Here is a 22952-nt window from a genome sequence, read left to right as displayed (position 1 = left end):
GATGCGCTGGTGGGACATCGAACCGGTGCTGGCGCTGGAGCGGGAGCTGTTCCCCGACGACGCCTGGTCGGCCGGGATGTTCTGGTCCGAGCTCGCCCACGCACGCGGCCCGCACTCCACCCGCCGCTACGTCGTGGCCGAGTCCGCGCCCGACGGGCGGATCGTCGGGTACGCCGGGCTCGCGGCGGCCGGCGGCCTCGGCGACGTACAGACCATCGCCGTCGCCCGCGACCAGTGGGGGACCGGCCTCGGGGCGCGGCTCCTGACCGAACTGCTGCGGCACGCCACCGCCTTCGAGTGCGACGAGGTGCTCCTCGAAGTGCGCGTGGACAACACCCGCGCCCAGAAGCTGTACGAGCGCTTCGGCTTCGAACCGATCGGCTTCCGCCGCGCTTACTACCAGCCGGGCAACATCGACGCGCTGGTGATGCGCCTGACCGTACAAGGAACTGAGAGTGATGGCTGACGAACCCCTCGTCCTCGGCATCGAGACCTCCTGCGACGAGACCGGCGTCGGCATCGTCCGGGGCACCACCCTGCTCGCGGACGCCGTCGCGTCGAGCGTGGACGCGCACGCGCGGTACGGCGGCGTCGTGCCCGAGATCGCCTCCCGCGCCCACCTGGAGGCGATGGTCCCCACCATCGAGCGCGCCCTGGAGCAGGCCGGGGTCTCCGCCCGCGACCTCGACGGCATCGCGGTCACGGCCGGCCCGGGCCTCGCGGGCGCGCTCCTCGTCGGCGTCTCGGCGGCCAAGGCGTACGCGTACGCGCTCGGCAAGCCGCTGTACGGCGTGAACCACCTCGCCTCGCACATCTGCGTCGACCAGCTGGAGCACGGGCCGCTGCCCGAGCCGACGATGGCGCTGCTCGTCTCCGGCGGCCACTCGTCGCTGCTGCTCGCGCCGGACATCACCTCCGACGTACGGCCCATGGGCGCGACGATCGACGACGCGGCGGGCGAGGCGTTCGACAAGATCGCGCGCGTGCTGGACCTCGGCTTCCCGGGCGGGCCGGTGATCGACCGGCTGGCGAAGGAGGGCGACCCGTCCGCGATCGCGTTCCCGCGCGGCCTGAGCGGGCCGCGCGACCCGGCGTACGACTTCTCCTTCTCGGGCCTGAAGACCGCGGTGGCCCGCTGGATCGAGGCGAAGCGCGCCGCCGGCGAGGAGGTGCCGGTCCGTGACGTGGCGGCGTCCTTCCAGGAGGCGGTCGTCGACGTCCTGACCCGCAAGGCCGTACGCGCGTGCAAGGACGAGGGCGTCGACCACCTGATGATCGGCGGCGGTGTGGCGGCCAACTCGCGGCTGCGCGCGCTCGCCGAGGAGCGGTGCGAGCGGGCCGGCATCCGGCTGCGCGTGCCCCGGCCGGGCCTGTGCACGGACAACGGCGCGATGGTCGCGGCGCTCGGCGCCGAGATGGTCGCCCGCAACCGGCCGGCCTCGGACCTGGAGCTGCCCGCGGACTCCTCCCTGCCGGTGACCGAGCCGCACGTGCCCGGCAACCACGGCCACGGTCACGACCACGACCACGTCCACGAGATCAGCAAGGACAACCTCTACTCATGACCGTGGTCACCCTGATGTGGGAGGCCCGCGCCGCCGAGGGCCGCGGCCCGGAGCTGCTGGCGTGGGCGCGGGCGGCCGAACTCGCCGCCGTACCGCAGGCCGTACCGCAGCGCCGTGAGACCTTCACGGCGCCGGGCGGCCGGGTGCTCGTCCTGACGTGGTGGGACGCCGCGTACGACGCGGACCTGCCCGAACTGCCCGAGCCGCCGGCGGACCTGGTCACGCGGCCGGTCCACCGCTGGCGGTTCGAGTCCCACGGGACGGCGGCCTGAGGCAACCCCCGGAGTCGTTCAGCCGTCAAGCAGTACGCGGCTGATCAGACGTTCGAACATGGGGTTGCAGGGTGGGGAAGTACATCGCGGGTGCGGCGGCGCTGGCCGCGGCACTGCTCATATCGGGCTGTACGGCGTCGGGTTCCGGCTCCGGTTCCGGTTCCGGCTCGGCAACGGTCCCGGAGCCGGCACCGAGCACGACCGCGGCCGCGCCGCCGCGCCAGGCACCGGACGCCTCGGCCGCGTACGCGAAATGGGGCCTGAAGCCCTTCCCGGCGCCACCGGCCCCGCCGAAGACCAAGCCGGTGAAGACGGGCGCGGGCGGTCCGGTGCCCGTCATCAGCGAGATACCGACCACCGACAAGGTCGTCTTCCTCACCTTCGACGACGGCGCCGAGAAGGACCCCGAGTTCGTCGAGATGATGCGGGAGCTGAAGGTCCCCTTCACGATGTTCCTGACGGACGCCGCCATCCGCGACGACTACGCGTACTTCACGCGCCTGCGCGACCTCGGCGGCGGCGCGGGCGTCGCCAACCACACGCTCACCCACCCCAACCTCCGCACCCTCGGCGCCGCCGCCCAGCAGCGCGAGATCTGCGGCCAGCAGGAGAAGCTGGAGCGGACCTACGGCACCGCCCCGCGCCTCTTCCGCCCGCCGTACGGCAACTGGAACGAGGACACCCGCGCGGCCGCCGCGCAGTGCGGTGTCGAGGCGATCGTGCTGTGGCGCGAGTCGATGCAGATCACCAACATGCAGTACCAGCGCGGCGACCGGAAGCTCCACCCCGGTGACATCGTCCTGGCCCACTTCCGCGGCCCGCAGGACCTCAAGGGCACCTCGATGACCGAGATGACGGCGAACATGCTGCGCCGCATCCAGGAGCAGGGCTTCACGGTCGCCCGCCTGGAGGACTACGTCTGACGCCGGGCGCCTTTCCCCCCGCGCGATCACGGTCGCTAGCCTCGGAGCATGTCTCCCCGTCGCCTCCTGCCCCCGCCCCCGCCGCCCCCGCACCTGCGCACCTGGCCGGACCGTGCGGCGCTGCTCGCCGACCGGAACCGGGCCATGGGAGAGCTGACCTGGCACATCGTGGGCGGGCGGCGGCTAGTGCTGTTCCTGCTGACGCTGGCGGGCCTGCAGGCGGGCTGGCTGATGGTCGGCGGAGCGCTGATGTCGCTGGAGGACGGCCTGGTGGACCCGCTCACGGCGATGGCGGGCGCCCTCGGCGTCTGCGTGGGCCTCGCCGTCGTGATCCCGGCCGTGTTCGCCGTGGCCTTCGCCGTCCGCCGTGACCGCGCGGCGCGCGAACTGCTCGCCCAGTGGGCGTCCCTCGACAGCGACCCGCCGCGCGACGCCGTCTTCCGGGTGCCGGTGCTCAGCCTGATCTGGTTCCTGCTCTCCTTCGCGCTGTGCGCGTCGGGCCTCTGGCTCTGCTTCGCGGTCCCCGCCTCCGCCCGCCCCGGCTCCACGACGTACGCCGAGGTCGCCGCCCTCATGGGCGTCGGCCTCATCCTGTGGGTGCACGGCCTGATCGCCGTGACCAAGGCGGTGGGCCACTACCGCTGGGCGGTACGCCTGGGGGCACGCCACCCGGAGACCGCGCGGTGAAGCGCCTTACGCGGGGCGTCCGATCAGCATCGTCGGCGCCCCCGCCACCCGGGTCAGGAAGACCGTCGCGGCGTTCGGGCCCTTCGGCTTCAGCTTGCGGCGGAGCTCTTCCGGTTCGACCGCCGAGCCGCGCTTCTTGACCGTCAGGTTGCCCACCTCGCGTTCGCGCAGGAGGGACTTGAGCTTCTTGACGTTGAAGGGGATCCGATCGGTGATCTCGTACGCGGTGGCGTACGGCGTCGGGCGCAGCTCGTCCGCCGTGATGTAGGCGATCGTCTCGTCGAGCAGCCCGCCGCCGAGCTCCTCGGCGACCTCGGCGACCAGGTGGGCGCGGATGACCGCGCCGTCGGGCTCGTACAGGAAACGGCCGACCTCGCGGACCGGCGGGTTGGGCAGGCCGCGGCCGCCGAGGGTGTGCGGGCCCGGGAGCAGCGTGGCGGTGACCGCGCCGGGGCGGGTGCCGAACCAGAGGACGGCCTCCTTCACGTCGCCGCCGTCCGAGATCCACTCGGCCTCGGCCTCCGGCGGCACCGTCTCGTGCGGGATGCCGGGGGCGATCTTCAGCGCGGCGCGCGGCGCCCCGAGCGCCGTGCCGACGGCCCAGGACAGCGGCGGCGAGTACGCCTCGGGGTCGAACACGCGGCCCCGGCCACCGCGCCGGGCCGGGTCCACGAAGACCGCGTCGTACCCGGAGGTGTCGACCTCCGTGACGTCCGCGCAGCGCACCTCGATCAGGTCGGTCAGGCCCAGCGCCTCGGCGTTCGCCCGGGCGGCCCCGGCGGTCAGCGGGTCCCGGTCCACGGCCAGGACCCGGATCCCCGCGCGGGCCAGCGCGACGGCGTCGCCGCCGATGCCGCAGCAGAGGTCCGCGACGCCGCGTACGCCCAGCTCCTTGAAGCGCGCCGCGCGGTAGGCGCCGACGGAGGCCCGGGTCGACTGCTCGACGCCGTTGGGCGTGAAGTACATCCGGTACGCGTCCTCCGCGCCGAACTTCGCCACCGCCCGCTGCCGCAGCCGGGCCTGTCCGATCGCCGTCGTGACCAGCTCGGCCGGGTGGTCCCGGCGCAGCCGGGAGGCGACGGCGAGTTCCTGGGACGGGTCGTAGTCGCGCAGGGCGGCCAGCAGGGCCTGGCCCTCGTCGGTGAGGAGCGCGGAGAAGGCGGCGAGATCGGTCACCCGCCCCATTGTGGGCCAGGTGGGCGATGGTGCGCGCGGGGCGGCGGTGTCGCCCGGGCGGCGGGGCGCGGCGCTGACAGGATGCGGCGCCATGCAGCTAGTACGACAAACGGAACAAATGCCGTCGGTCGCGAGGGGGTGGTGGCCCCGGCGCGCCGCCGCCGTGCTCGCCGCTCTCCTCCTCGCCGCACTCGCCGCCTGCGGTGACCCCGACTCCGGACGGGAGGACGTCGCCCCCGCCGGCGGACAGCCCGAGCCGCGCCAGGGCGGCGGGGCCGCGGCCGCCGGACCGGCCGGCGCGCTGGCCGCGTACGTCGAGAGGGTCAAGCGCGCGCAGGCCGCCCGCGCCGTCGCCGCCCGCAAGTGGGGGCTGAAGCTCACGCCGCTGGCCGCGCCCCCGCCGCCCACGGCCGCCGAGAAACCGAAGATCACCTTCCGTAAGGGCTTCGGCGTGGGCGACCCCACCCTGCCGCCCGTCTTCACGACCGTCCCCACCAAGGAGCGGATCGTCTTCCTCACCATCGACGACGGTGCCGAGAAGGACCCCGAGCTGGTGCGGATGATGGACGAACTCGACATCCCCTACAGCGCGTTCCTCAGCGACTACCTCGTCAGGGAGGACTACGGCTACTTCAAGAAGATGCAGCGCACCGGCGTCGCCCTGCACAACCACACCCTCAACCACCGCTACATGCCCGCCCTCTCCTACGCGGAGCAGAAGCGCGAGATCTGCGGCCAGCAGGACGTCATCGAGAAGCGCTACGGCACGCGCCCGCCGCTCTTCCGCCCGCCGTACGGCAACTACAACGCCGACACGCTGCGCGCCGCCCGGTCCTGCGGCGTCAAGGCCGTACCGCTGTGGGCGGCCGAGGCGTTCCCCGACCACATGGAGTGGCGCGAGTGGGACCGGGACCTGCACCCCGGCGACATCATCCTCACGCACTTCCGGGGCCGGGAGGACTGGAAGGGCAGCATGGCGGACATGATCCGGTACGTCATGAACGTCGTGACGGCGAAGGGCTACGCCGTCGCGAAGCTCGAGGACTACGTCTGAGGACCCGTCGCGGAGGACCCTGCCGAGGGCGGTGAGAAAACGCCGCGCCGCCTCTGAATTGGCACTCCGCTTGACCGAGTGCTAATCGCGGTCATAGTCTCGGCTCTGGCACTCCCCACCGGAGAGTGCCAACACAGCGACGGGCAGGTCCGGCACCCGCGACGACGGATCCACCTGGTCGCCACCTCAGACAGTTAACCCCGTGAGATCTCCGAAGGGGGAGGTCGGATCGTGACGACCACCAGCTCCAAGGTTGCCATCAAGCCGCTCGAGGACCGTGTTGTGGTCCAGCCGCTCGACGCCGAGCAGACCACGGCCTCTGGCCTGGTCATCCCGGACACCGCGAAGGAGAAGCCCCAGGAGGGCGTCGTCCTCGCCGTGGGCCCGGGCCGCTTCGAGAACGGCGAGCGCCTGCCGCTCGACGTCAAGACCGGCGACATCGTGCTGTACAGCAAGTACGGCGGCACCGAGGTGAAGTACAACAACGAGGAGTACCTCGTCCTCTCGGCCCGCGACGTGCTCGCGATCGTCGAGAAGTAATTCACCCCGCTTTTCCCGAAGCAGAGATGCTTTGAGCTGCGCCCCTGGCCGCCCCGCTCTCCACAGCGCCGGGCGTCGAGGGGCGCGGTTCGTTCGAGAGGACTGACTCAGCCCCATGGCGAAGATCCTGAAGTTCGACGAGGACGCCCGTCGCGCCCTCGAGCGCGGCGTCAACAAGCTCGCCGACACCGTCAAGGTGACCATCGGCCCCAAGGGCCGCAACGTCGTCATCGACAAGAAGTTCGGCGCGCCCACCATCACCAACGACGGTGTGACGATCGCCCGCGAGGTCGAGCTCGACGACCCGTACGAGAACCTCGGCGCCCAGCTGGTGAAGGAGGTGGCCACCAAGACCAACGACATCGCTGGTGACGGCACCACCACCGCCACCGTGCTGGCCCAGGCGCTGGTCCGCGAGGGCCTGCGCAACGTCGCCGCCGGCGCCTCCCCGGCCGCCCTGAAGAAGGGCATCGACGCCGCGGTCAAGGCCGTCTCCGACGAGCTGCTCGCCACCGCGCGCCCGATCGACGACAAGGCCGACATCGCCGCCGTGGCCGCGCTCTCCGCGCAGGACCAGCAGGTCGGCGAGCTCATCGCCGAGGCGATGGACAAGGTCGGCAAGGACGGTGTCATCACCGTCGAGGAGTCCAACACCTTCGGCCTGGAGCTCGACTTCACCGAGGGCATGGCCTTCGACAAGGGCTACCTGTCCCCGTACATGGTGACCGACCAGGAGCGTATGGAGGCCGTCCTCGACGACCCGTACATCCTGATCCACCAGGGCAAGATCGCCGCGATCGCCGACCTGCTCCCGCTCCTCGAGAAGATCATCCAGGCCGGCTCCTCCAAGCCGCTGCTGATCATCGCCGAGGACGTCGAGGGCGAGGCCCTGTCCACCCTGGTCGTCAACAAGATCCGCGGCACCTTCAACGCGGTCGCGGTCAAGGCCCCCGGCTTCGGCGACCGCCGCAAGGCGATGCTCGGCGACATGGCCGCCCTCACCGGCGCCACCGTCGTCGCCGAGGAGGTCGGCCTCAAGCTCGACCAGGTCGGCCTGGACGTGCTCGGCACCGCCCGCCGCGTGACGGTCACCAAGGACGACACCACCATCGTCGACGGTGGCGGCAAGTCCGAGGACGTCGCCGGCCGCGTGGCGCAGATCAAGGGCGAGATCGAGTCCACCGACTCCGACTGGGACCGCGAGAAGCTCCAGGAGCGTCTCGCGAAGCTGGCCGGCGGCGTGTGCGTGATCCGCGTCGGCGCCGCCACCGAGGTGGAGCTGAAGGAGCGCAAGCACCGTCTGGAGGACGCCATCTCCGCGACCCGCGCCGCGGTCGAGGAGGGCATCGTCTCCGGTGGTGGCTCCGCGCTGGTCCACGCCGTCAAGGTGCTCGAGGGCAACCTCGGCAAGACCGGCGACGAGGCCACCGGTGTCGCGGTCGTCCGCCGCGCCGCGGTCGAGCCGCTGCGCTGGATCGCCGAGAACGCGGGCCTCGAGGGCTACGTCATCACCTCGAAGGTGGCGGAGCTCGACAAGGGCCAGGGCTTCAACGCCGCCAGCGGCGAGTACGGCGACCTGGTGAAGGCCGGCGTCATCGACCCGGTCAAGGTCACGCGCTCCGCGCTGGAGAACGCCGCGTCGATCGCCTCCCTCCTCCTGACCACCGAGACGCTCGTGGTCGAGAAGAAGGAAGAGGAGCCGGCGGACGCGGGCCACGGCCACAGCCACGGCCACGCCCACTGACGTCACCAGACGCAGTAGTACGGAGTAGTACGCAGTAGTTCGCGGTACGCCAGAGGCCCGGTGCCCCCGTCGCGGGGGCACCGGGCCTCGGTGCTGCTCCGGGCGGCTATGCCGACCTGGTCAGCTGCGAGGGCCGCACGGGGTCGGCGAACGGCACGCCCGCCGCGTACCGCTCCAGCTCGTCCAGCGCCTGGTCCGCCATCCGGTGCAGCTCGTTGCCGAGCGAACCGGCCACGTGCGGCGTGAGCAGCACGTTCGGCAGCTCGTACAGCGGCGAGTTTGGCGGCGGCAGCTCCGGGTCCGTCACGTCCAGGACGGCGTGCAGACGGCCGGAGCGCAGGTGCGTCAGGAGGGCCTCCTCGTCGACGAGCGAGCCGCGCGAGGTGTTGACCAGCGTCGCCCCGTCCGGCATCGCCGCCAGCTGGCGCGGCCCGATCATCCGGTACGTCGACGGCAGCTGAGGCGCGTGGACGGAGACGACCGACGCGCGGGCGCACAACTCGTCCAGGGGCACCGGCTCCACGCCGAGCGCCGCCGCCCCGGCGGCGTCCACGTACGGGTCGTACAGCAGGACCCGCAGGTCGAAGGGGCGCAGCAGCTCGATCACGCGGCGGCCGATGCGCGAGGCGCCGACGATGCCGACGGTACGGCGGTAGTTGCCGGCGGCGGCGAGCTCCTCGTGCCAGTCGTGCGCGGCGCGCAGCTGCGCGTACCGCCGGGCCGAGGGCAGGACGTGCTTTCCGGCGAGGAGGATCGCGCCGAGCGTGTACTCGGCGACGGGCAGCGCGTTGGCCGCGGCCGCCGAGGTGACGGTGAGGCCGCGCGCCCAGCAGGCCCCGGTGACGTGGTGCTTGACCGACCCGGCGGCGTGGACGACGGCGCGCAGGCGCGGGGCCCGGTCGAGGACGGCGGCCGTCAGCGGGGTGGCGCCCCAGCAGGTGAAGAGGACCTCGGCCTCCGCGAGGGCGGCCGCGATACGGGGGGTGGGCGCGGTCAGGTCGTGGGCGACGAGGTGCGGGTCGGTGCGCGACAGGGCGGCGAGGCGGGCGCGGTGCGCGTCGGTGAACAGGCGGTCCGCGATGCCGGGGCCCATCGCCAGGAGGACCGTCGGCCGGTTGTCGGTGGCGTGGTGCATGGTGGAAACCGAGCTCCTCACTTGACGCTGCCGGCGGTCAGGCCGGCTTTCCAGTGGCGTTGGAGGGAGACGAACGCAACGACCAGGGGGACGACGGCGAGCAGGGAGCCGGTGACGACGAGGGGGTAGAAGTCCGGTTCGGCGTGGGCGTTGCTGTTCCATGCGTACAGGCCGAGGCTCAACGGGAAGAGCTTCTGGTCCGAGAGCATCACCAGGGGGAGGAAGAAGTTGTTCCAGATGGCGGTGAACTGGAAGAGGAAGACGGTCACGAAGCCCGGCATCACCATGCGCAGCCCGATGGACCAGAAGGTGCGCAGTTCGCCGGCCCCGTCGATACGGGCGGCCTCCAGCGCCTCGCCGGGGATGTAGCCGGCGCTGAAGACGCGGGAGAGGTAGACGCCGAAGGGGTTGACCAGGACCGGGATCAGCACGGCCCAGTAGGTGTTGACGATGCCGGTGTTGCTGGCGAGCAGGTACATGGGCAGGGCGAGCGCGGTGGTGGGGACGAGCACGCCCAGCAGGACGGTGCCGAAGAGCTTCTCCTTGCCCCGGAAGTCGTACTTGTCGAAGGCGTAGCCGGCGGCGACGCAGATCAGCGAGCAGACGAGGGCGCCGCCGCCCGCGTACAGCAGGCTGTTGAGGTACCAGCGGAAGTAGACGCCGTCGCCGTACTCGGCGAGCCGGGTCAGGTTGCCGGACAGGTCGAAGCCCTCGAAGGAGAGGGCGTCCCCGCCGAGCAGCCCGCCCGCGTCCTTGGTGGCGGCCGTGACCAGCCAGACGAGGGGGAAGAGCATGTAGGCGGTGGACAGCAGCAGGACGCCGTTGACGGCGGTGCGGGACAGCCAGCGGCTGGGCGGCCCGGGGCGGGCGGTCGCGCTCATGCGTGCTTCTCCTGGCGGCGGCCGGTGAGGCGGGTGACGGCGAAGGACAGCAGCGCGGCGGTGAGCGCGAGGAGTACGGAAGCGGCGGCGGCGAGCCCGTAGTCGTTGCGGTCGAAGGCCGCGGAGTACGCGTACATGTTGGGCGTCCAGGAGGAGGTGACGGCGGAGCCCGTGCCCTTGTTGAGGATCAGCGGCTCGGTGAACAGCTGGAGCGAGCCGATGAGGGTGAAGAGCGCGACCATCGTCAGCGACGCGCGGATCAGCGGGAGTTTGATGCCGAACGCGATGCGCCAGGCACCGGCGCCGTCGACCGTCGCCGCTTCGAGGACGGAGCGGTCGATGGCCTGGAGGGCCGCGTAGAAGATCACCATGTTGTAGCCGAGCCATTCCCACAGCGCGATGTTGACGATGGAGGGGAGGGCGCCTTCGGGGGAGAAGAAGTCGAAGCCGATCCCGCCGGACTCCATGGCCTTCACGACCGGGCTGAGCTGGGGCGTGTAGAGGTAGACCCAGATCAGCGCGGCGATGATGCCGGGCACGGCGTGCGGCAGGAAGAGCGCGAGCTGGAAGAAGCGACGGGCGCGGGCGAGCGCCGAGTCGAGCAGCAGGGCGAGGGTGAGGGCCCCGGCGAGCAGCAGCGGAATGTAGAACAGGCAGTATCCGAGCAGGACGCCGAAGCCCTCCAGGAAGGCCCGGTCCGCGAGCGCGGTCGCGTAGTTGTCGAGTCCGGTGAAGACGGTCTCGGTGCCGCCGAAGCCCAGCCCCGACTGCTTCTCGCTGAACAGGCTGAGCCAGACCGCGTAGCCGACCGGCACCACCATCACGGCGGTGAACAGCGCGAAGAAGGGGGTCAGGAGGACGGCTGCGGCACGGTTGCGCGCACCGGCACCGGCACCGGGACGGGCTCCGGCAGCGGTACGGGCGCCGGCACGGACGCGGGCGCCGGCAGCGGCACCGGCACCGGCGTGGACGCGAGCGACTCCGGTTCCGGCGGCGCGCGCGACACGGGCCTTCACCGGTTCAGCCCTCGACCTTCAGGCCGCGCTTGGTCAGCTCGGCGACGGTCGCGTCGTGCCCGGCCTGCACGGCCTCGGCGAGGGTGACGCCGCCGCTCGCGACCTTGCCGAACCGGTCCTTGATGGCGGTGTTGGTGGTGCCGGTGGCCGGACCCCAGGCCCAGTGCGGGTTGATGGAGGCACCCGCCTGCTCGAACAGCCGGTAGATGTCCTGGCCGCCGTAGAAACCGGCGTCGAAGGAGCGCTTGGCGACCGGGCGCAGGGCGGTGGCGGCCGGGAAGGCGCTGGAGGTGCCGGACGAGATCCGGGCCGTGACGCCCTCCTCCGTGGTGGCCATCCACTTCGCGAACTCGACCGCCGCCTCGGTCTTCTCGCTGTCCTTGGTCACGGCGAAGGTCGAGCCGCCGAGCATGCCGCTGGCGGGCTTGCCGTCCCAGCTGGGCATCGGGGCGACGGCCCACTTGCCGCTCTGTTCGGGCAGCGTGCCCTTGAGGACGCCCGCGCCCCAGGAGGCGCCGAGGTAGCCGAGGGTGGTGCCGTTCTTCAGGGAGCCGGTCCACTCGGGGGTGAACGAGGCGTCGTTGTGGACGAGGTCGGCGTCGAGGAGCCCCTGCCAGTAGGCGGTGACCTTGTTGGTGGCCGCGTCGCCGGTTTCGATCTTCCAGGTGTCGCCCTCGGCCTTGAACCACTGGGCGCCGGCCTGCCAGGCCATCGCCTCGAAGGTGGTCGGGTCGTCGGGGAAGAAGGTGGCGATCCTGGCCTTGGCGTCGGCCTTCTTGACCTTCTCGGCCGCCGCCTTGAACTCGTCCCACGTGCGGGGGACGGCGACGCCGTACTTCGAGAAGAGGTCCTTGCGGTAGTAGAAGGCCTGCGGCGCGGCGTCGAAGGGCACGGCCCAGGTCTTGCCGCCGAGGGTCGTGAGCTGGACGGCCTGCGGCAGCAGCTTCTTCTTCTCCTCCTCGGAGAAGTGGGCGCCGATGTCCTGGAGCGAACCCTGGCTGACGAACTCGGGGAGCGAGGGGTACTCGATGGAGACCAGGTCGGGGGCGTTGCCCGCCTTCACCGCGTTGGAGATCTTGGCGTAGCCGCCCGCGTTGCCGGCGGGGATCTCCTCGAACCTCACTTTGATGTCCGTGTGCGAGGCGTTGAACGCGTCGACGACCTCCTTCGACCCCTTGGCCCAGCCCCAGAAGGTGAGGGTCACGGGCTTGCCGTCGGCCCCCGGGGCTGACGCGTCGTCACCGCCACCGCCACCGCCACCGCCGCCGCACGCCGTGAGGACGGCGAACGCGGTGACGGTGGCGGTGGCGGCTATGGCGGCGGACGTTCTCCGGCTGCGGCTCATGGCGGGGCTCCAGCTTCGTACGAAGGGCGACAGGAACGGACCTCGTGGCCGAGATACTTGAGCCCCTCATGAGCGAAGTCAAGAGCGAAAGATTGTTTGATCGAAAAAAGGTCAGACTGGTTTCGGATCCGCGGCACGCGAGGAGGCGCCGCACGAGGCCCGTACGCGCAGCCTCGGCAGCAGCGTCACATGCCGCCGCGGCTCCTCCCGGTCGGCCCCGGCCCCCGCTCCGGCCCCGGCCCCGGTGACACCCCCGGTCCCGGCTCCCGCCTCCGCGAGCCGCTCCAGCAGCAGCTGCGTGGCGAGCCGCCCCACGTGCCGCTTCGGCGGCGCCACGGCCGTCAGCGGCGTATCGGCGAGCGCCGCCACCTCGTCGTCGTACGCGATCAGCGCCAGGTCCTCCGGCACCCGTACGCCCAGCTCGGCGAGGCGCTGCACCATCTGGATGGCGTCCACGTCGTTGTGCACCAGCGCCGCCGTGGCCGCGCCCGACGCCACCGCGGCCGACAGCGCCCGCACCGCCTCCTCGAACCCCTCCGGGTCCAGCTCCGCCGGTACGGAGTCGATCACCGGGCCCGGCCCGGTCAGGCCCAGCGCGCCCAGCGCCTGCGCGTACCCGGCGCGCACCGCGAGCGCGGTCGGGCTGTCCGCCCGGGCCACCAGCAGCGGCGCCCCGTGGCCGAGACCGACCAGGTGGCGCACGGCGAGGACCACCCCGTGCCGGTGGTCCGACGACACCCGGTCCAGGGCGTCCAGCGGTGAGCCCGGCGTGGCCCGCCGCTCCAGCAGCACCGCCGGGACGGGCAGCTCGGCGATCCAGTCGCTGTGCGCGGCCTGGTCGCCCGGCGCCCGCCAGCCCGGCGCGACCAGCAGTCCCTCGGCGCCGGCCGCCAGCAGGCCTTCGGTGCGCGCCCGGTCGTCCTCCGGCCGGTAGTCCGAGATGCGCAGGATCAGCCGTGCCCCGGCCCCGGCCGCCGCCTCGCGCGCGCCGCGGATGATCTCCGCGAAGTAGTACGTCGCGGACGGCGCGAGCAGCCCCAGCACCGGGCCGCCGTCCTGCCCCGGCCCGTCGGCGCCGGACTGCCGCTCGGGCCAGGAGACCTGGCCGTGCACCCGGTCCAGCAGCCCCCTGGCCGCCAGCGCCTCCACGTCCCGGCGCGCCGTGACGGGGGAGACGCCCAGCTGCGCGGCCAGCTCCGACACCCGGGCCGTGCCCCGCTCCCGGACCAAGGCCAGCAGCCGGTCATGACGTTCGACAGCACTCTCGCGCACGCGGAAGTCCCCCTTGAGATGTGGTGGCTCTTCAGACCCTAGTCCAGCTGATCGAAACCCGAGAAGTTCCGATCATTCGATCGCTTCCGTCGGCTTCCGTCGGCTTCCGTCGGCATCCGACGACATCCGTCGAGATCCGATCGACCGGCCACGTCGCGGCTACCGCGGCCCGTACTTGCGGCCCGCCCGTGAGCTGAAGCCACCGAGCAGTCCGCGCGGCGCCAGCTTCACCACGCCCATCAGCGCCTTGTACCGCGGATCGGGGATCGACACCGTCTTGCCGCGCGCCAGGTCCGCCAGCGCCTCACGGACCAGCTTGTCGGCGTCCAGCCACATCCAGCCGGGGATGTTGTCCGTCCCCATCCCGGCCCGCTCGTGGAACTCCGTCCGTACGAACCCCGGGCACAGCGCCATCAGCCGCACCCCGCTGCCCGCCAGATCGCGCGCCGCTCCCTGGGTGAACTGCACGACCCACGCCTTCGACGCCCCGTACGTGCCCCGCGGCACGAACGCGGCCACCGACGCGACGTTCACCACGCCGCCCCGGCCGCGCTCGCGCATCGACCGGGTCGCCGCCGCCGTGAGGCGGAGCACCGCCTCGCAGTGGACCGTGAGCATCTTCAGCTCGTCGGCCATGGACACTTCGAGGAACCGGCCCTTGTTGCCGAACCCGGCGTTGTTGACCAGCAGGTCCACCGGCCGCTTCGGGTCGGAGAGCCGCGCCTCCACGGCCGCGATCCCCTCCTCCCGCGACAGGTCCGCGGCCAGGACCTCCGCCTCGACACCGTGGCGGTCGTGCAGCTCGGTCGCCTGCTCCCGAAGCCGCTTCACATCGCGCGCCACCAGCACCACGTCGCGGCCCTCCGCCGCCAGCCGCCGCGCGAAGGCGGCCCCGATTCCCGCCGTCGCGCCCGTAATCAGTGCAGTCGTCATACGGGCACGTTAGTGCCCGTCGGTGAAGCGTTCGTACGCGCGTACTTGAGTGCCGTCTCGCGGAGCTCCGGGTCGAGCGCGTCCCCCGCCGCCAGGGCCCCCGGCAGCAACTCGCGCCGCACGGTGAGGGCCTGGAAGGCGAGCGCCACGGTGACGTCGTGGTCCGGCCGGTGCACCACCTCCACCGGGTCACCGGCCCGGATCTCGCCCGGCTCGACGACCCGGAGGTACGCGCCCGGGGCCCCCTGCTCCGTGAACCGCTTGACCCAGCCCTTCTCCTCCAGCCAGCTCGCGAACGTACGGCACGGGATCCGCGCCGACGCCACCTCCAGGACGAGCGCGGAACCGATCCGCCAGCGCTCCCCGATCCGCGCGCCGTTCACGTCGAGGCCCGACGTGGTCAGGTTCTCGCCGAACGCGCCGTTGGCTATCGGCCGGCCCAGCACGTCCTCCCAGTGGTCGAGGTCCTCGCGCGCGTACGCGTACACCGCCTGGTGCGTACCGCCGTGGTGGCGCAGGTCGCAGACCGCGTCCCCGGCCACGCCGCTCGCGCCCTCGCCCCTGGGCCCGGGCTCCGCCACCCGCACCGCGCCCTCGACGGGCCGCTTGTCGATCCCGGTGGTGCCGCTCGGCGCGTCGGTGTACTCGACGGCCTTCGGCCGCCCCACGTTCACGGTCAGAATCCTCATGGCCCGGCAGGCTAGCCCGCGTGACTCAAAGTGACCAATGGATATTTCGCTGAACACCCAAGCAAGTCTTATATTCGAAGGGTGATCGAAGCCCGCCATCTCCGCGTCCTGCGTGCCGTGGCCGCCACCGGCTCCTTCTCCGCGGCCGCCCGCGAACTGGGCTGTACGCAGCCCGCCGTGAGCCAGCAGATGAAGGCGCTCGAAGCGTCCGCAGGCACCCCGCTGCTGATCCGCACGGGCCGCGAGATGCGCCTCACCCAGGCCGGCGAGGCGCTCGTACGCCACGCCTCCGGCATCCTCGCCGGGCTCACCGCCGCGGAGGAGGAGATCGCCGCCATCGCGGGCCTGCGGGCGGGCCGGGTCCGGCTGGTCTCCTTCCCCAGCGGCAGCTCCAGCCTGGTGCCCGGCGCCCTCGCCGCCCTGCGCGCCGCCCACCCCGGCACCCGCGTCTCCCTGGTCGAGGCCGAGCCGCCGCGCTCGGTGGAGATGCTGCGCGAAGGCGACTGCGACGTGGCGCTCGCCTTCCGCTACCGCCCGGCCGTCGCGGAGTGGGACGACCTGGTCGTCCGGCCCCTGCTCGCCGACCGCCTGGTCGGCCTGGTCCCCGAGGGGCACCGCCTCGCGGACGCCGGTTCCGTCGCCATCGGCGACCTGGCCGAGGAGTCCTGGATCGCCGGCTGCCCGCGCTGCCGCCGCCAGCTGGTCAGCGTGTGCGAGAGCGCCGGTTTCACCCCGCGCATCGACTTCGCGACCGACGACTACCCGGCGGTGGTGGGCTTGGTCGGCGCCGGCCTGGGCGTCGCCGTACTGCCGGAGCTGGCCATCGAGTCCGTACGTCCGCGGGGCGCCCGCACGGTCGCCGTGGAACCCGCCCTGGAGCGGGAGATCGTCGCCCTCACCCTGCCGGACCTGGCCAACGTCCCGGCCGTCGCGGCCACCCTCGACCACCTGGCGCGCACGGCGGCCCGGACCTGAACATCAGAAGGGCCTGAACATCGGAAGGACCTGAACATCAGAAGGGCGGCCCCGCTGGGCCGCCCTGAGTCCTGTCGGGTGAAACCTGTTGAAGAAACGTTCCTTCAGTTGCGTGCCGCCGATCCCGTGTGTGCCGCCGATCCCGCCGATGCTCCCGGGCCCCCTGCCGCCGATGCCGCCGACGTCGTGACCAGACGATTGCGGGCCCGCCCCATGAGCTCCTCGCGCTCGTCCTCGGTGAGGCCGCCCCATACGCCGTAGGGCTCCCGCACGGCCAGCGCGTGGGCCGCGCACTCCGCGCGGACCGGGCACCGCATGCAGACCTCTTTCGCCGAGTTCTCGCGCGCACTCCGCGCCGCGCCGCGCTCCCCCTCCGGGTGGAAGAAGAGCGAACTGTCGACCCCCCGGCAGGCCGCGAGGAGCTGCCAGTCCCACAGGTCGGCGTTGGGTCCGGGAAGGCGGGAGAAATCTGCCATAGCGCATGTCCCCTTGAAACCGGTGCTGAGCGGATAGCTGGGCTGATGCCTGGGCCGATACAGCCACGACCGTACAACTACTGTCTAAGTAGATGTAAATATGACTCATTGCGAATCTAGCTACAGACACCGACAAAGTGAAGGAAAAGCCGCTAAATGGGGCATAGCTCTGGGTGAAGCAACGGTGACCTGCGTCGCTCTGCTCCGTACGCGCTCCCTCACGTAGAGTGCCGAAGGGGGAGGGCGGACCCGTAACTCTTTCGAGTGACCGTCGTTGAGAGTGCGGAGGCGGTTGACAGAACAAGCGCTCGGGCGGGTGCCCGGGGGCGTCAACCGCACAGGTGACGATACGTAACCAGCCTGGAGGCCCAAGGTGACGCGCATCAGCTGCGGAGGACGGCCATGACATCCGTCCTCGTCTGCGACGACTCCCCGCTTGCCCGAGAAGCGCTCCGCCGCGCCGTCGCCACCGTGCCCGGCGTCGAGCGCGTGACGACCGCGGCCAACGGCGAGGAAGTCCTCCGCCGCTGGGGCGCGGACCGCTCGGACCTGATTCTGATGGACGTACGCATGCCCGGACTGGGCGGCGTGGAGACCGTCCGCCGGCTGCTCTCCGCAGACCCCGGCGCCCGCATCATCATGCTCACCGTCGCCGAGGACCTCGACGGCGTCGCGCTCGCCGTCGCCGCCGGTGCCCGGGGCTATCTGCACAAGGACGCCTCGCGCGCCGAGCTGCGCGCCACCGTCACCCAGGCGCTCGCCGACCCGACCTGGCGCCTCGCCCCGCGCCGGCTGCGCTCGGCCGAGATGGGCGCCGCGCCCACGCTCACCGCGCGCGAGATCCAGGTCCTCGAGGGCATGAGCCACGGCCGCTCCAACGCCGAGATCGGCCGCGAGCTGTTCCTCTCCGAGGACACGGTCAAGACCCACGCCCGGCGGCTGTTCAAGAAGCTGGGCGCCTCGGACCGGGCGCACGCCGTCGCGCTCGGATTCCGCTGGGGTCTGGTGCGCTAGCACGTGACCGTTCGGATCCCCGTCCGCCGCCCGGCGGACGGGGCGGCGGAGGCCCGATGTCTGTTTCCGGCTCGATGCCGCATCCTTGAGATGTGGAGTTCCTCGGGGACGAGTCGATCGAGCGGGAGGGGAGGGCGCAGGAGATGACGTCCGGCGCACCTGCTCATAACGCTTCGGTGCACAAGTACGCACGCGGTGCCACCGAGCGGCAGGCGTCAAGGCACGATGGACCGATGCGCGATGACGAGACGCAGGTGTCTGCCATGTCCGCGGGAGCGGGGGCGATCGGCGCGCTGGTCCACCGTGCCGTCGAAGGTGACGAGCAAGCCACCCACGACCTTCTGGCACACGTCCACCCCCTGGCCCTGCGGTACTGCCGTACGCGGCTGAGCAGGCTCCCCGGTGACGCGCGCCACTTCGTCGAGGACCTGGCCCAGGAGGTCTGCGTCGCCGTCCTGATGGCGCTGCCGCGCTACAAGGACACCGGCCGGCCCTTCGAGGCGTTCGTCTTCGCCATCGCAGGACACAAGGTGGCCGACCTCCAGCGGGCCGCGATGCGGCACCCGGGATCCACCGCCGTACCGTCCGACGAGATGCCCGAGCGTCCGGACGACTCGCTCGGCCCGGAGGAGCGGGCCCTGCTCAGCGACGACGCCGAGTGGGCCAAGAAGCTTCTCGCCAACCTGCCGGAGAACCAGCGCGAGCTGCTGGTGCTGCGCGTCGCCGTCGGCCTCACCGCCGAGGAGACCGGCCAGATGCTCGGCATGTCCCCGGGCGCCGTGCGGGTCGCCCAGCACCGCGCCCTCAGCCGCCTGCGTGCCCTCGCGGAACAGTGAGCGGCCCGTCCGCACGGCCCGTAAGGCGCCCGCGCGCACCCCGCGCGGCCGCTCCGAGCGGCCTCGTACGGCCGCGTCCGTCCGTGTGAACGTACAAACCTTCCGGGTGATCTTGCTCGTGGAATGAGACACGCGCTCAGCCCGTTAGCATGGACATCCGCACCGATCAAGGCCATTTGGGGAAGGTGTCATGACTGCCAACGTCGACGGAGTGCCCGAGAAATTCGCGACACTCGGGCTGACCTACGACGACGTGCTGCTGCTGCCGGGCGCGTCGGACATGGCGCCCGACCAGATCGACACTTCCTCGTACATCTCCAAGAACGTACGGGTGAACATCCCGCTGCTGTCCGCCGCGATGGACAAGGTCACCGAGTCCCGCATGGCCATCGCCATGGCCCGTCAGGGCGGCGTCGGTGTCCTCCACCGCAACCTCTCCATCGCCGACCAGGCCAACCAGGTCGACCTGGTGAAGCGCTCCGAGTCCGGCATGGTCACCGACCCGATCACGGTCCGCCCGGAGGCCACGCTCGCCGAGGCCGACGCCATCTGTGCGAAGTTCCGCATCAGCGGCGTCCCGGTCACCGACCCGGCGGGCAAGCTCCTCGGCATCGTCACCAACCGCGACATGGCCTTCGAGACCGACCGCCACCAGCAGGTGCGCGACGTCATGACCCCCATGCCGCTGGTCACCGGCAAGGTCGGCATCTCCGGCGTCGACGCCATGGAGCTGCTGCGCCGCCACAAGATCGAGAAGCTGCCGCTCGTCGACGACTCCGGCATCCTCAAGGGCCTCATCACGGTCAAGGACTTCGTCAAGGCGGAGAAGTACCCGAACGCCTCGAAGGACAAGGAAGGCCGGCTGATCGTCGGTGCCGCCGTCGGTGTCGCGGGCGACGCGTACGAGCGCGCCCAGGCGCTGATCGAGGCGGGCGTCGACTTCATCGTCGTCGACACCGCCCACGGCCACTCCCGGCTGGTCGGCGACATGGTCGCCAAGATCAAGTCGAACTCCTCGGTGGACGTCATCGGCGGCAACGTCGCCACCCGCGACGGCGCCCAGGCGCTGGTCGACGCTGGTGTCGACGGCATCAAGGTCGGCGTCGGCCCCGGCTCCATCTGCACCACCCGCGTCGTCGCCGGCATCGGCGTCCCGCAGGTCACCGCCATCTACGAGGCCTCCCTGGCCGCCCGCGCGGCCGGTGTCCCGGTCATCGGCGACGGCGGCCTGCAGTACTCGGGCGACATCGCCAAGGCCCTGGTCGCCGGCGCCGACACGGTGATGCTCGGCTCGCTGCTCGCGGGCTGCGAGGAGTCGCCGGGCGAGCTGATGTTCATCAACGGCAAGCAGTTCAAGTCGTACCGCGGCATGGGCTCGCTCGGCGCCATGCAGTCCCGCGGCGAGCAGCGGTCCTTCTCCAAGGACCGGTACTTCCAGGAGGGCGTCGCCTCCGACGAGAAGCTGGTCCCCGAGGGCATCGAGGGCCAGGTGCCCTTCCGCGGCCCGCTCTCCGCGGTCGTCCACCAGCTGGTCGGCGGCCTGCGCCAGTCGATGTTCTACGTCGGCGGGCGCACGGTCCCCGAGCTCCAGGAGCGCGGCAAGTTCGTCCGGATCACGTCGGCGGGCCTCAAGGAGAGCCACCCGCACGACATCCAGATGACCGTCGAGGCGCCGAACTACAGCAGGAAGTAACAGCGGGAAGCAGGCGTACGCGCGTGAGGGGCGGTTCCGGCATGCGGCCGGAACCGCCCCTCCCGCGTGTGTCGGGGATACTGGTAGGCGCAGACGTAGAGGGAAAGGCCACACATCGTGACTGAGATCGAGATCGGGCGCGGCAAGCGCGGCCGCAGGGCGTACGCGTTCGACGACATCGCCGTCGTACCGAGCCGGCGCACCCGGGACCCGAAGGAGGTCTCGATCGCCTGGCAGATCGACGCCTACCGCTTCGAGCTGCCGTTCCTGGCCGCCCCCATGGACTCGGTGGTCTCGCCCGAGACCGCCATCCGCATCGGGCGGCTCGGCGGCCTCGGCGTCCTGAACCTCGAGGGCCTGTGGACCCGCTACGAGGACCCGCAGCCGCTGCTCGACGAGATCGCCGAGCTGCCGGCCGAGACCGCGACCCGCCGTCTGCAGGAGATCTACGCGGCCCCGATCCAGGAGGAGCTGATCGGGCGGCGCATCAAGGAGGTGCGCGACGCGGGCGTGGTCACCGCGGCCGCGCTCTCCCCGCAGCGCACGGCGCAGTTCTCCAAGGCCGTGGTGGACGCCGGTGTCGACATCTTCGTCATCCGCGGCACCACCGTCTCCGCCGAGCACGTCTCGGGCGCGGCCGAGCCGCTGAACCTGAAGCAGTTCATCTACGAGCTGGACGTGCCCGTCATCGTCGGCGGCTGCGCCACCTACACCGCCGCCCTGCACCTGATGCGCACGGGCGCGGCGGGCGTCCTGGTGGGCTTCGGCGGCGGCGCCGCGCACACCACGCGCAACGTCCTGGGCATCCAGGTCCCGATGGCGACCGCCGTCGCGGACGTCGCGGCCGCCCGCCGCGACTACATGGACGAGTCCGGCGGCCGGTACGTCCACGTCATCGCGGACGGCGGCGTCGGCTGGTCCGGCGACCTGCCCAAGGCGATCGCGTGCGGCGCCGACGCGGTGATGGTCGGCTCGCCGCTGGCGCGCGCGACCGACGCGCCGGGCAAGGGCCACCACTGGGGCATGGAGGCCGTCCACGAGGACGTGCCGCGCGGCAAGCTGGTCGACCTCGGTGCGGTCGGCACGACGGAGGAGATCCTCACGGGTCCCTCGCACTCGCCGGACGGGTCGATGAACTTCTTCGGCGCCCTGCGCCGCGCGATGGCCACGACCGGCTACAGCGAGCTCAAGGAGTTCCAGCGCGTCGAGGTGACGGTCGCGGACGCCCAGCACAGCCGCTGACCGCTTCCCACGCGCCTTCGCGCGACGGGGCCCGCACCGAGCGCCGGTGCGGGCCCCGTCCGCGTATCCCGGGGGCGGTTCTCACCCGTATGGGCCAGGCCTGTCCGGCAGTCCTCAGAGGCGGTGCGCCGCTCCCACCGGGGTGACCCCGCGGGTGTCCAGGAGGAGCTGGGCCTTCACCGCCAGCCCCTGGAGGTCGTACGTACGGTGCTGCTGGAGCAGGATCGTCAGGTCCGCGGCGGCGGCCGCCTCGTAGAGCGAGTCCGCGCGGGGCACCGGCAGGTCGCGGACGCGCCAGTCGGCCACGTACGGGTCGTGGTAGCTGACCACCGCCCCCATGTCCATCAGGCGGCGGGCGATCTCGGTGGCGGGGGAGCCCTCCTGGTCGGCCAGGTCCGGCTTGTACGTGATGCCGAGCAGCAGCACGCGTGCGCCGCGCGCCGACTTGCCGTGCTCGTTGAGGAGGGTGGCGCAGCGCTGGATGACGTACTGCGGCATCCGTTCGTTGATGCGCGTCGCCAGTTCGACCAGGCGCAGCGGCCGGTGGGGGCCGATGGTGTCGACGGGTGTGCCGTGGCCGCCGACACCGGGGCCCGGGCGGAAGGCCTGGAAGCCGAAGGGCTTGGTCTCGGCGCACCGGATGACGTCCCACAGGTCGACGCCGAGGTCGTGGCAGAGGACGGCCATCTCGTTGACCAGGGCGATGTTGACGTGGCGGAAGTTCGTCTCCAGCAGCTTGACGGTCTCCGCCTCGCGCGGCCCGCGGGCGCGGACGACCTTGTCGGTGAGGCGGCCGTAGAAGGCGGCGGCCGACTCGGTGCAGGCGGGGGTGAGGCCACCGATGACCTTGGGGATGTGGGCGTAGTCGTGCGCGCGGTTGCCGGGGTCGAGGCGGCCGGGCGAGTACGCCAGGTGGAAGTCGCGGCCGGCTCGCAGCCCGGAGCCCTCTTCGAGCAGCGGGCGCAGGACGTCCTCGGTGGTGCCGGGGTGCACCGGGGACTCCAGCAGGACGGTGGTGTGCGGGCGCAGCCGGGCGGCCAGGGCGCGGGCGGCGCCGGTGACGGCGGTCAGGTCCAGGGCCTGGTCGGCGCCGAGCGGGGTGGGCGCGCAGATGACGGCGGTGCGGACCCGGCCGAGCTCGGTGGGGTTGGTGGTGGGCCGGAAGCCCCCCGAGAGCATCCGGCGGATCTCGGACGCGGTCAGCGAGCCGTCGACCGGGGGGCGGCCGGCGGCGAGTTCGGCGACGGGGCGGGGATCGGTGTCGAAGCCGATGGTGCCGATACCGGCTGCTGTGGCGGCTTGGGCGAGGGGCAGTCCGAGGTGGCCGAGGCCGATGACGGCGAGGTCTGCGGGCATGGGTGATGCCGTCCTTTCCCGTAGCCGGAGTGGACGCGTTGTGCAAGTCCTGTGGACAGAACGAGCGGGAGCAATGTCAGACTAGGCGTAAATATGACCGTTATGTGGCATTGCCAGCGTTTGGACGT

23 protein-coding genes are annotated in these 22952 nt (G+C 71.9%); 13 read left to right on the top strand and 10 right to left on the bottom strand.

All coding sequences use genetic code 11. The features are described from left to right. Position 1: 1 nt before the first annotated feature. The 5 genes from rimI (at position 2) to ACZ42X_RS26330 (ending at position 3447) form a co-directional block, all read left to right on the top strand. Entirely contained in the window at positions 2–466 is a 465-nt protein-coding gene (rimI, locus tag ACZ42X_RS26350; protein WP_361421685.1) for a ribosomal protein S18-alanine N-acetyltransferase, read from the top strand. Further along, positions 459–1565: a tRNA (adenosine(37)-N6)-threonylcarbamoyltransferase complex transferase subunit TsaD gene (tsaD, locus tag ACZ42X_RS26345; protein ID WP_468294860.1), complete on the top strand. Its 1107-nt coding sequence runs from the start codon at positions 459–461 to the stop codon at positions 1563–1565. Before rimI ends, tsaD begins: the two co-directional genes overlap by 8 nt. Beyond that, positions 1562–1837, top strand: a complete 276-nt coding sequence (locus tag ACZ42X_RS26340; RefSeq protein ID WP_468294857.1) for a hypothetical protein — start codon at positions 1562–1564, stop codon at positions 1835–1837. The genes tsaD and ACZ42X_RS26340 overlap by 4 nt, the downstream gene beginning before the upstream one ends. 71 nt (positions 1838–1908) lie before the next feature. Continuing rightward, complete coding sequence (locus ACZ42X_RS26335) at positions 1909–2760, top strand: polysaccharide deacetylase family protein (RefSeq protein ID WP_468294855.1); 852 nt, start codon at positions 1909–1911, stop codon at positions 2758–2760. Between the two features lie 48 nt (positions 2761–2808). Continuing rightward, the gene (locus ACZ42X_RS26330; RefSeq protein ID WP_468294852.1) at positions 2809–3447 is read left to right on the top strand and encodes a hypothetical protein; all 639 of its coding nucleotides are present in this window, start codon (positions 2809–2811) and stop codon (positions 3445–3447) included. A gap of 6 nt (positions 3448–3453) precedes the next feature. On the opposite strand, the gene ACZ42X_RS26325 is transcribed toward ACZ42X_RS26330, so the two are convergent. Next, the gene (locus ACZ42X_RS26325) at positions 3454–4632 is read right to left on the bottom strand and encodes a THUMP-like domain-containing protein (RefSeq protein WP_468295219.1); all 1179 of its coding nucleotides are present in this window, start codon (positions 4630–4632) and stop codon (positions 3454–3456) included. An 82-nt stretch (positions 4633–4714) separates the two neighbouring features. Between ACZ42X_RS26325 and ACZ42X_RS26320 the strand changes: the two genes are divergently transcribed. The 3 genes from ACZ42X_RS26320 to groL all read left to right on the top strand — a co-directional run bounded on the left by ACZ42X_RS26320 (position 4715) and on the right by groL (position 7961). Next, entirely contained in the window at positions 4715–5677 is a 963-nt protein-coding gene (locus ACZ42X_RS26320; protein WP_468294849.1) for a polysaccharide deacetylase family protein, read from the top strand. A gap of 231 nt (positions 5678–5908) precedes the next feature. Next, positions 5909–6217 (top strand): co-chaperone GroES, encoded by a 309-nt coding sequence (gene groES, locus ACZ42X_RS26315; protein WP_355354073.1) that lies wholly within the window; start codon positions 5909–5911, stop codon positions 6215–6217. Between the two features lie 115 nt (positions 6218–6332). Next, complete coding sequence (gene groL / locus ACZ42X_RS26310) at positions 6333–7961, top strand: chaperonin GroEL (protein ID WP_468294846.1); 1629 nt, start codon at positions 6333–6335, stop codon at positions 7959–7961. A 106-nt stretch (positions 7962–8067) separates the two neighbouring features. On the opposite strand, the gene ACZ42X_RS26305 is transcribed toward groL, so the two are convergent. The 7 genes from ACZ42X_RS26305 to ACZ42X_RS26275 form a co-directional block, all read right to left on the bottom strand. Continuing rightward, positions 8068–9096, bottom strand: coding sequence for a hydroxyacid dehydrogenase (locus ACZ42X_RS26305; RefSeq protein WP_468294843.1), 1029 nt, complete (start codon positions 9094–9096; stop codon positions 8068–8070). Positions 9097–9113: 17 nt separating this feature from the next. Next, positions 9114–9977 (bottom strand): carbohydrate ABC transporter permease, encoded by an 864-nt coding sequence (locus ACZ42X_RS26300; RefSeq protein ID WP_468294840.1) that lies wholly within the window; start codon positions 9975–9977, stop codon positions 9114–9116. Next, the gene (locus tag ACZ42X_RS26295) at positions 9974–10831 is read right to left on the bottom strand and encodes a carbohydrate ABC transporter permease (RefSeq protein WP_468295217.1); all 858 of its coding nucleotides are present in this window, start codon (positions 10829–10831) and stop codon (positions 9974–9976) included. Before ACZ42X_RS26295 ends, ACZ42X_RS26300 begins: the two co-directional genes overlap by 4 nt. Before the next feature lie 166 nt (positions 10832–10997). Beyond that, entirely contained in the window at positions 10998–12338 is a 1341-nt protein-coding gene (locus tag ACZ42X_RS26290) for an ABC transporter substrate-binding protein (RefSeq protein ID WP_468294838.1), read from the bottom strand. A 111-nt stretch (positions 12339–12449) separates the two neighbouring features. Then, complete coding sequence (locus ACZ42X_RS26285) at positions 12450–13610, bottom strand: LacI family DNA-binding transcriptional regulator (RefSeq protein WP_468294836.1); 1161 nt, start codon at positions 13608–13610, stop codon at positions 12450–12452. 159 nt (positions 13611–13769) lie between these two features. After that, positions 13770–14543, bottom strand: coding sequence for an SDR family NAD(P)-dependent oxidoreductase (locus ACZ42X_RS26280; protein WP_361421243.1), 774 nt, complete (start codon positions 14541–14543; stop codon positions 13770–13772). Then, positions 14540–15232: an MOSC domain-containing protein gene (locus ACZ42X_RS26275; protein ID WP_468294833.1), complete on the bottom strand. Its 693-nt coding sequence runs from the start codon at positions 15230–15232 to the stop codon at positions 14540–14542. The genes ACZ42X_RS26280 and ACZ42X_RS26275 overlap by 4 nt, the downstream gene beginning before the upstream one ends. Before the next feature lie 81 nt (positions 15233–15313). On the opposite strand from ACZ42X_RS26275, the gene ACZ42X_RS26270 reads away from it, so the two are divergent. Next, positions 15314–16207 (top strand): LysR family transcriptional regulator, encoded by an 894-nt coding sequence (locus tag ACZ42X_RS26270; protein ID WP_468294830.1) that lies wholly within the window; start codon positions 15314–15316, stop codon positions 16205–16207. A gap of 104 nt (positions 16208–16311) precedes the next feature. Here ACZ42X_RS26270 and ACZ42X_RS26265 read toward each other — a convergent pair whose 3' ends face one another. Next, positions 16312–16683, bottom strand: coding sequence for a WhiB family transcriptional regulator (locus ACZ42X_RS26265; protein WP_468294827.1), 372 nt, complete (start codon positions 16681–16683; stop codon positions 16312–16314). 402 nt (positions 16684–17085) lie between these two features. On the opposite strand from ACZ42X_RS26265, the gene ACZ42X_RS26260 reads away from it, so the two are divergent. From ACZ42X_RS26260 to ACZ42X_RS26245, 4 genes are all read left to right on the top strand, one after another. Beyond that, on the top strand, positions 17086–17697 hold the full coding sequence (locus tag ACZ42X_RS26260) for a response regulator transcription factor (RefSeq protein ID WP_003948568.1): 612 nt from the start codon (positions 17086–17088) through the stop codon (positions 17695–17697). Positions 17698–17930: 233 nt separating this feature from the next. After that, on the top strand, positions 17931–18533 hold the full coding sequence (locus ACZ42X_RS26255; RefSeq protein WP_361421232.1) for a sigma-70 family RNA polymerase sigma factor: 603 nt from the start codon (positions 17931–17933) through the stop codon (positions 18531–18533). 190 nt (positions 18534–18723) lie between these two features. Further along, positions 18724–20226, top strand: coding sequence for an IMP dehydrogenase (gene guaB, locus ACZ42X_RS26250; RefSeq protein ID WP_468294824.1), 1503 nt, complete (start codon positions 18724–18726; stop codon positions 20224–20226). Between the two features lie 117 nt (positions 20227–20343). After that, the gene (locus tag ACZ42X_RS26245; RefSeq protein ID WP_468294821.1) at positions 20344–21468 is read left to right on the top strand and encodes a GuaB3 family IMP dehydrogenase-related protein; all 1125 of its coding nucleotides are present in this window, start codon (positions 20344–20346) and stop codon (positions 21466–21468) included. Between the two features lie 114 nt (positions 21469–21582). Here ACZ42X_RS26245 and ACZ42X_RS26240 read toward each other — a convergent pair whose 3' ends face one another. Beyond that, positions 21583–22824: a nucleotide sugar dehydrogenase gene (locus ACZ42X_RS26240; protein ID WP_468294818.1), complete on the bottom strand. Its 1242-nt coding sequence runs from the start codon at positions 22822–22824 to the stop codon at positions 21583–21585. Positions 22825–22952: the final 128 nt, after the last annotated feature.

The sequence above is a fragment of the Streptomyces sp. NPDC030862 genome (assembly GCF_055571835.1).
Note: the sequence above shows the minus strand (reverse complement) of the source record. Positions and strands in the feature narration are given on the sequence as shown.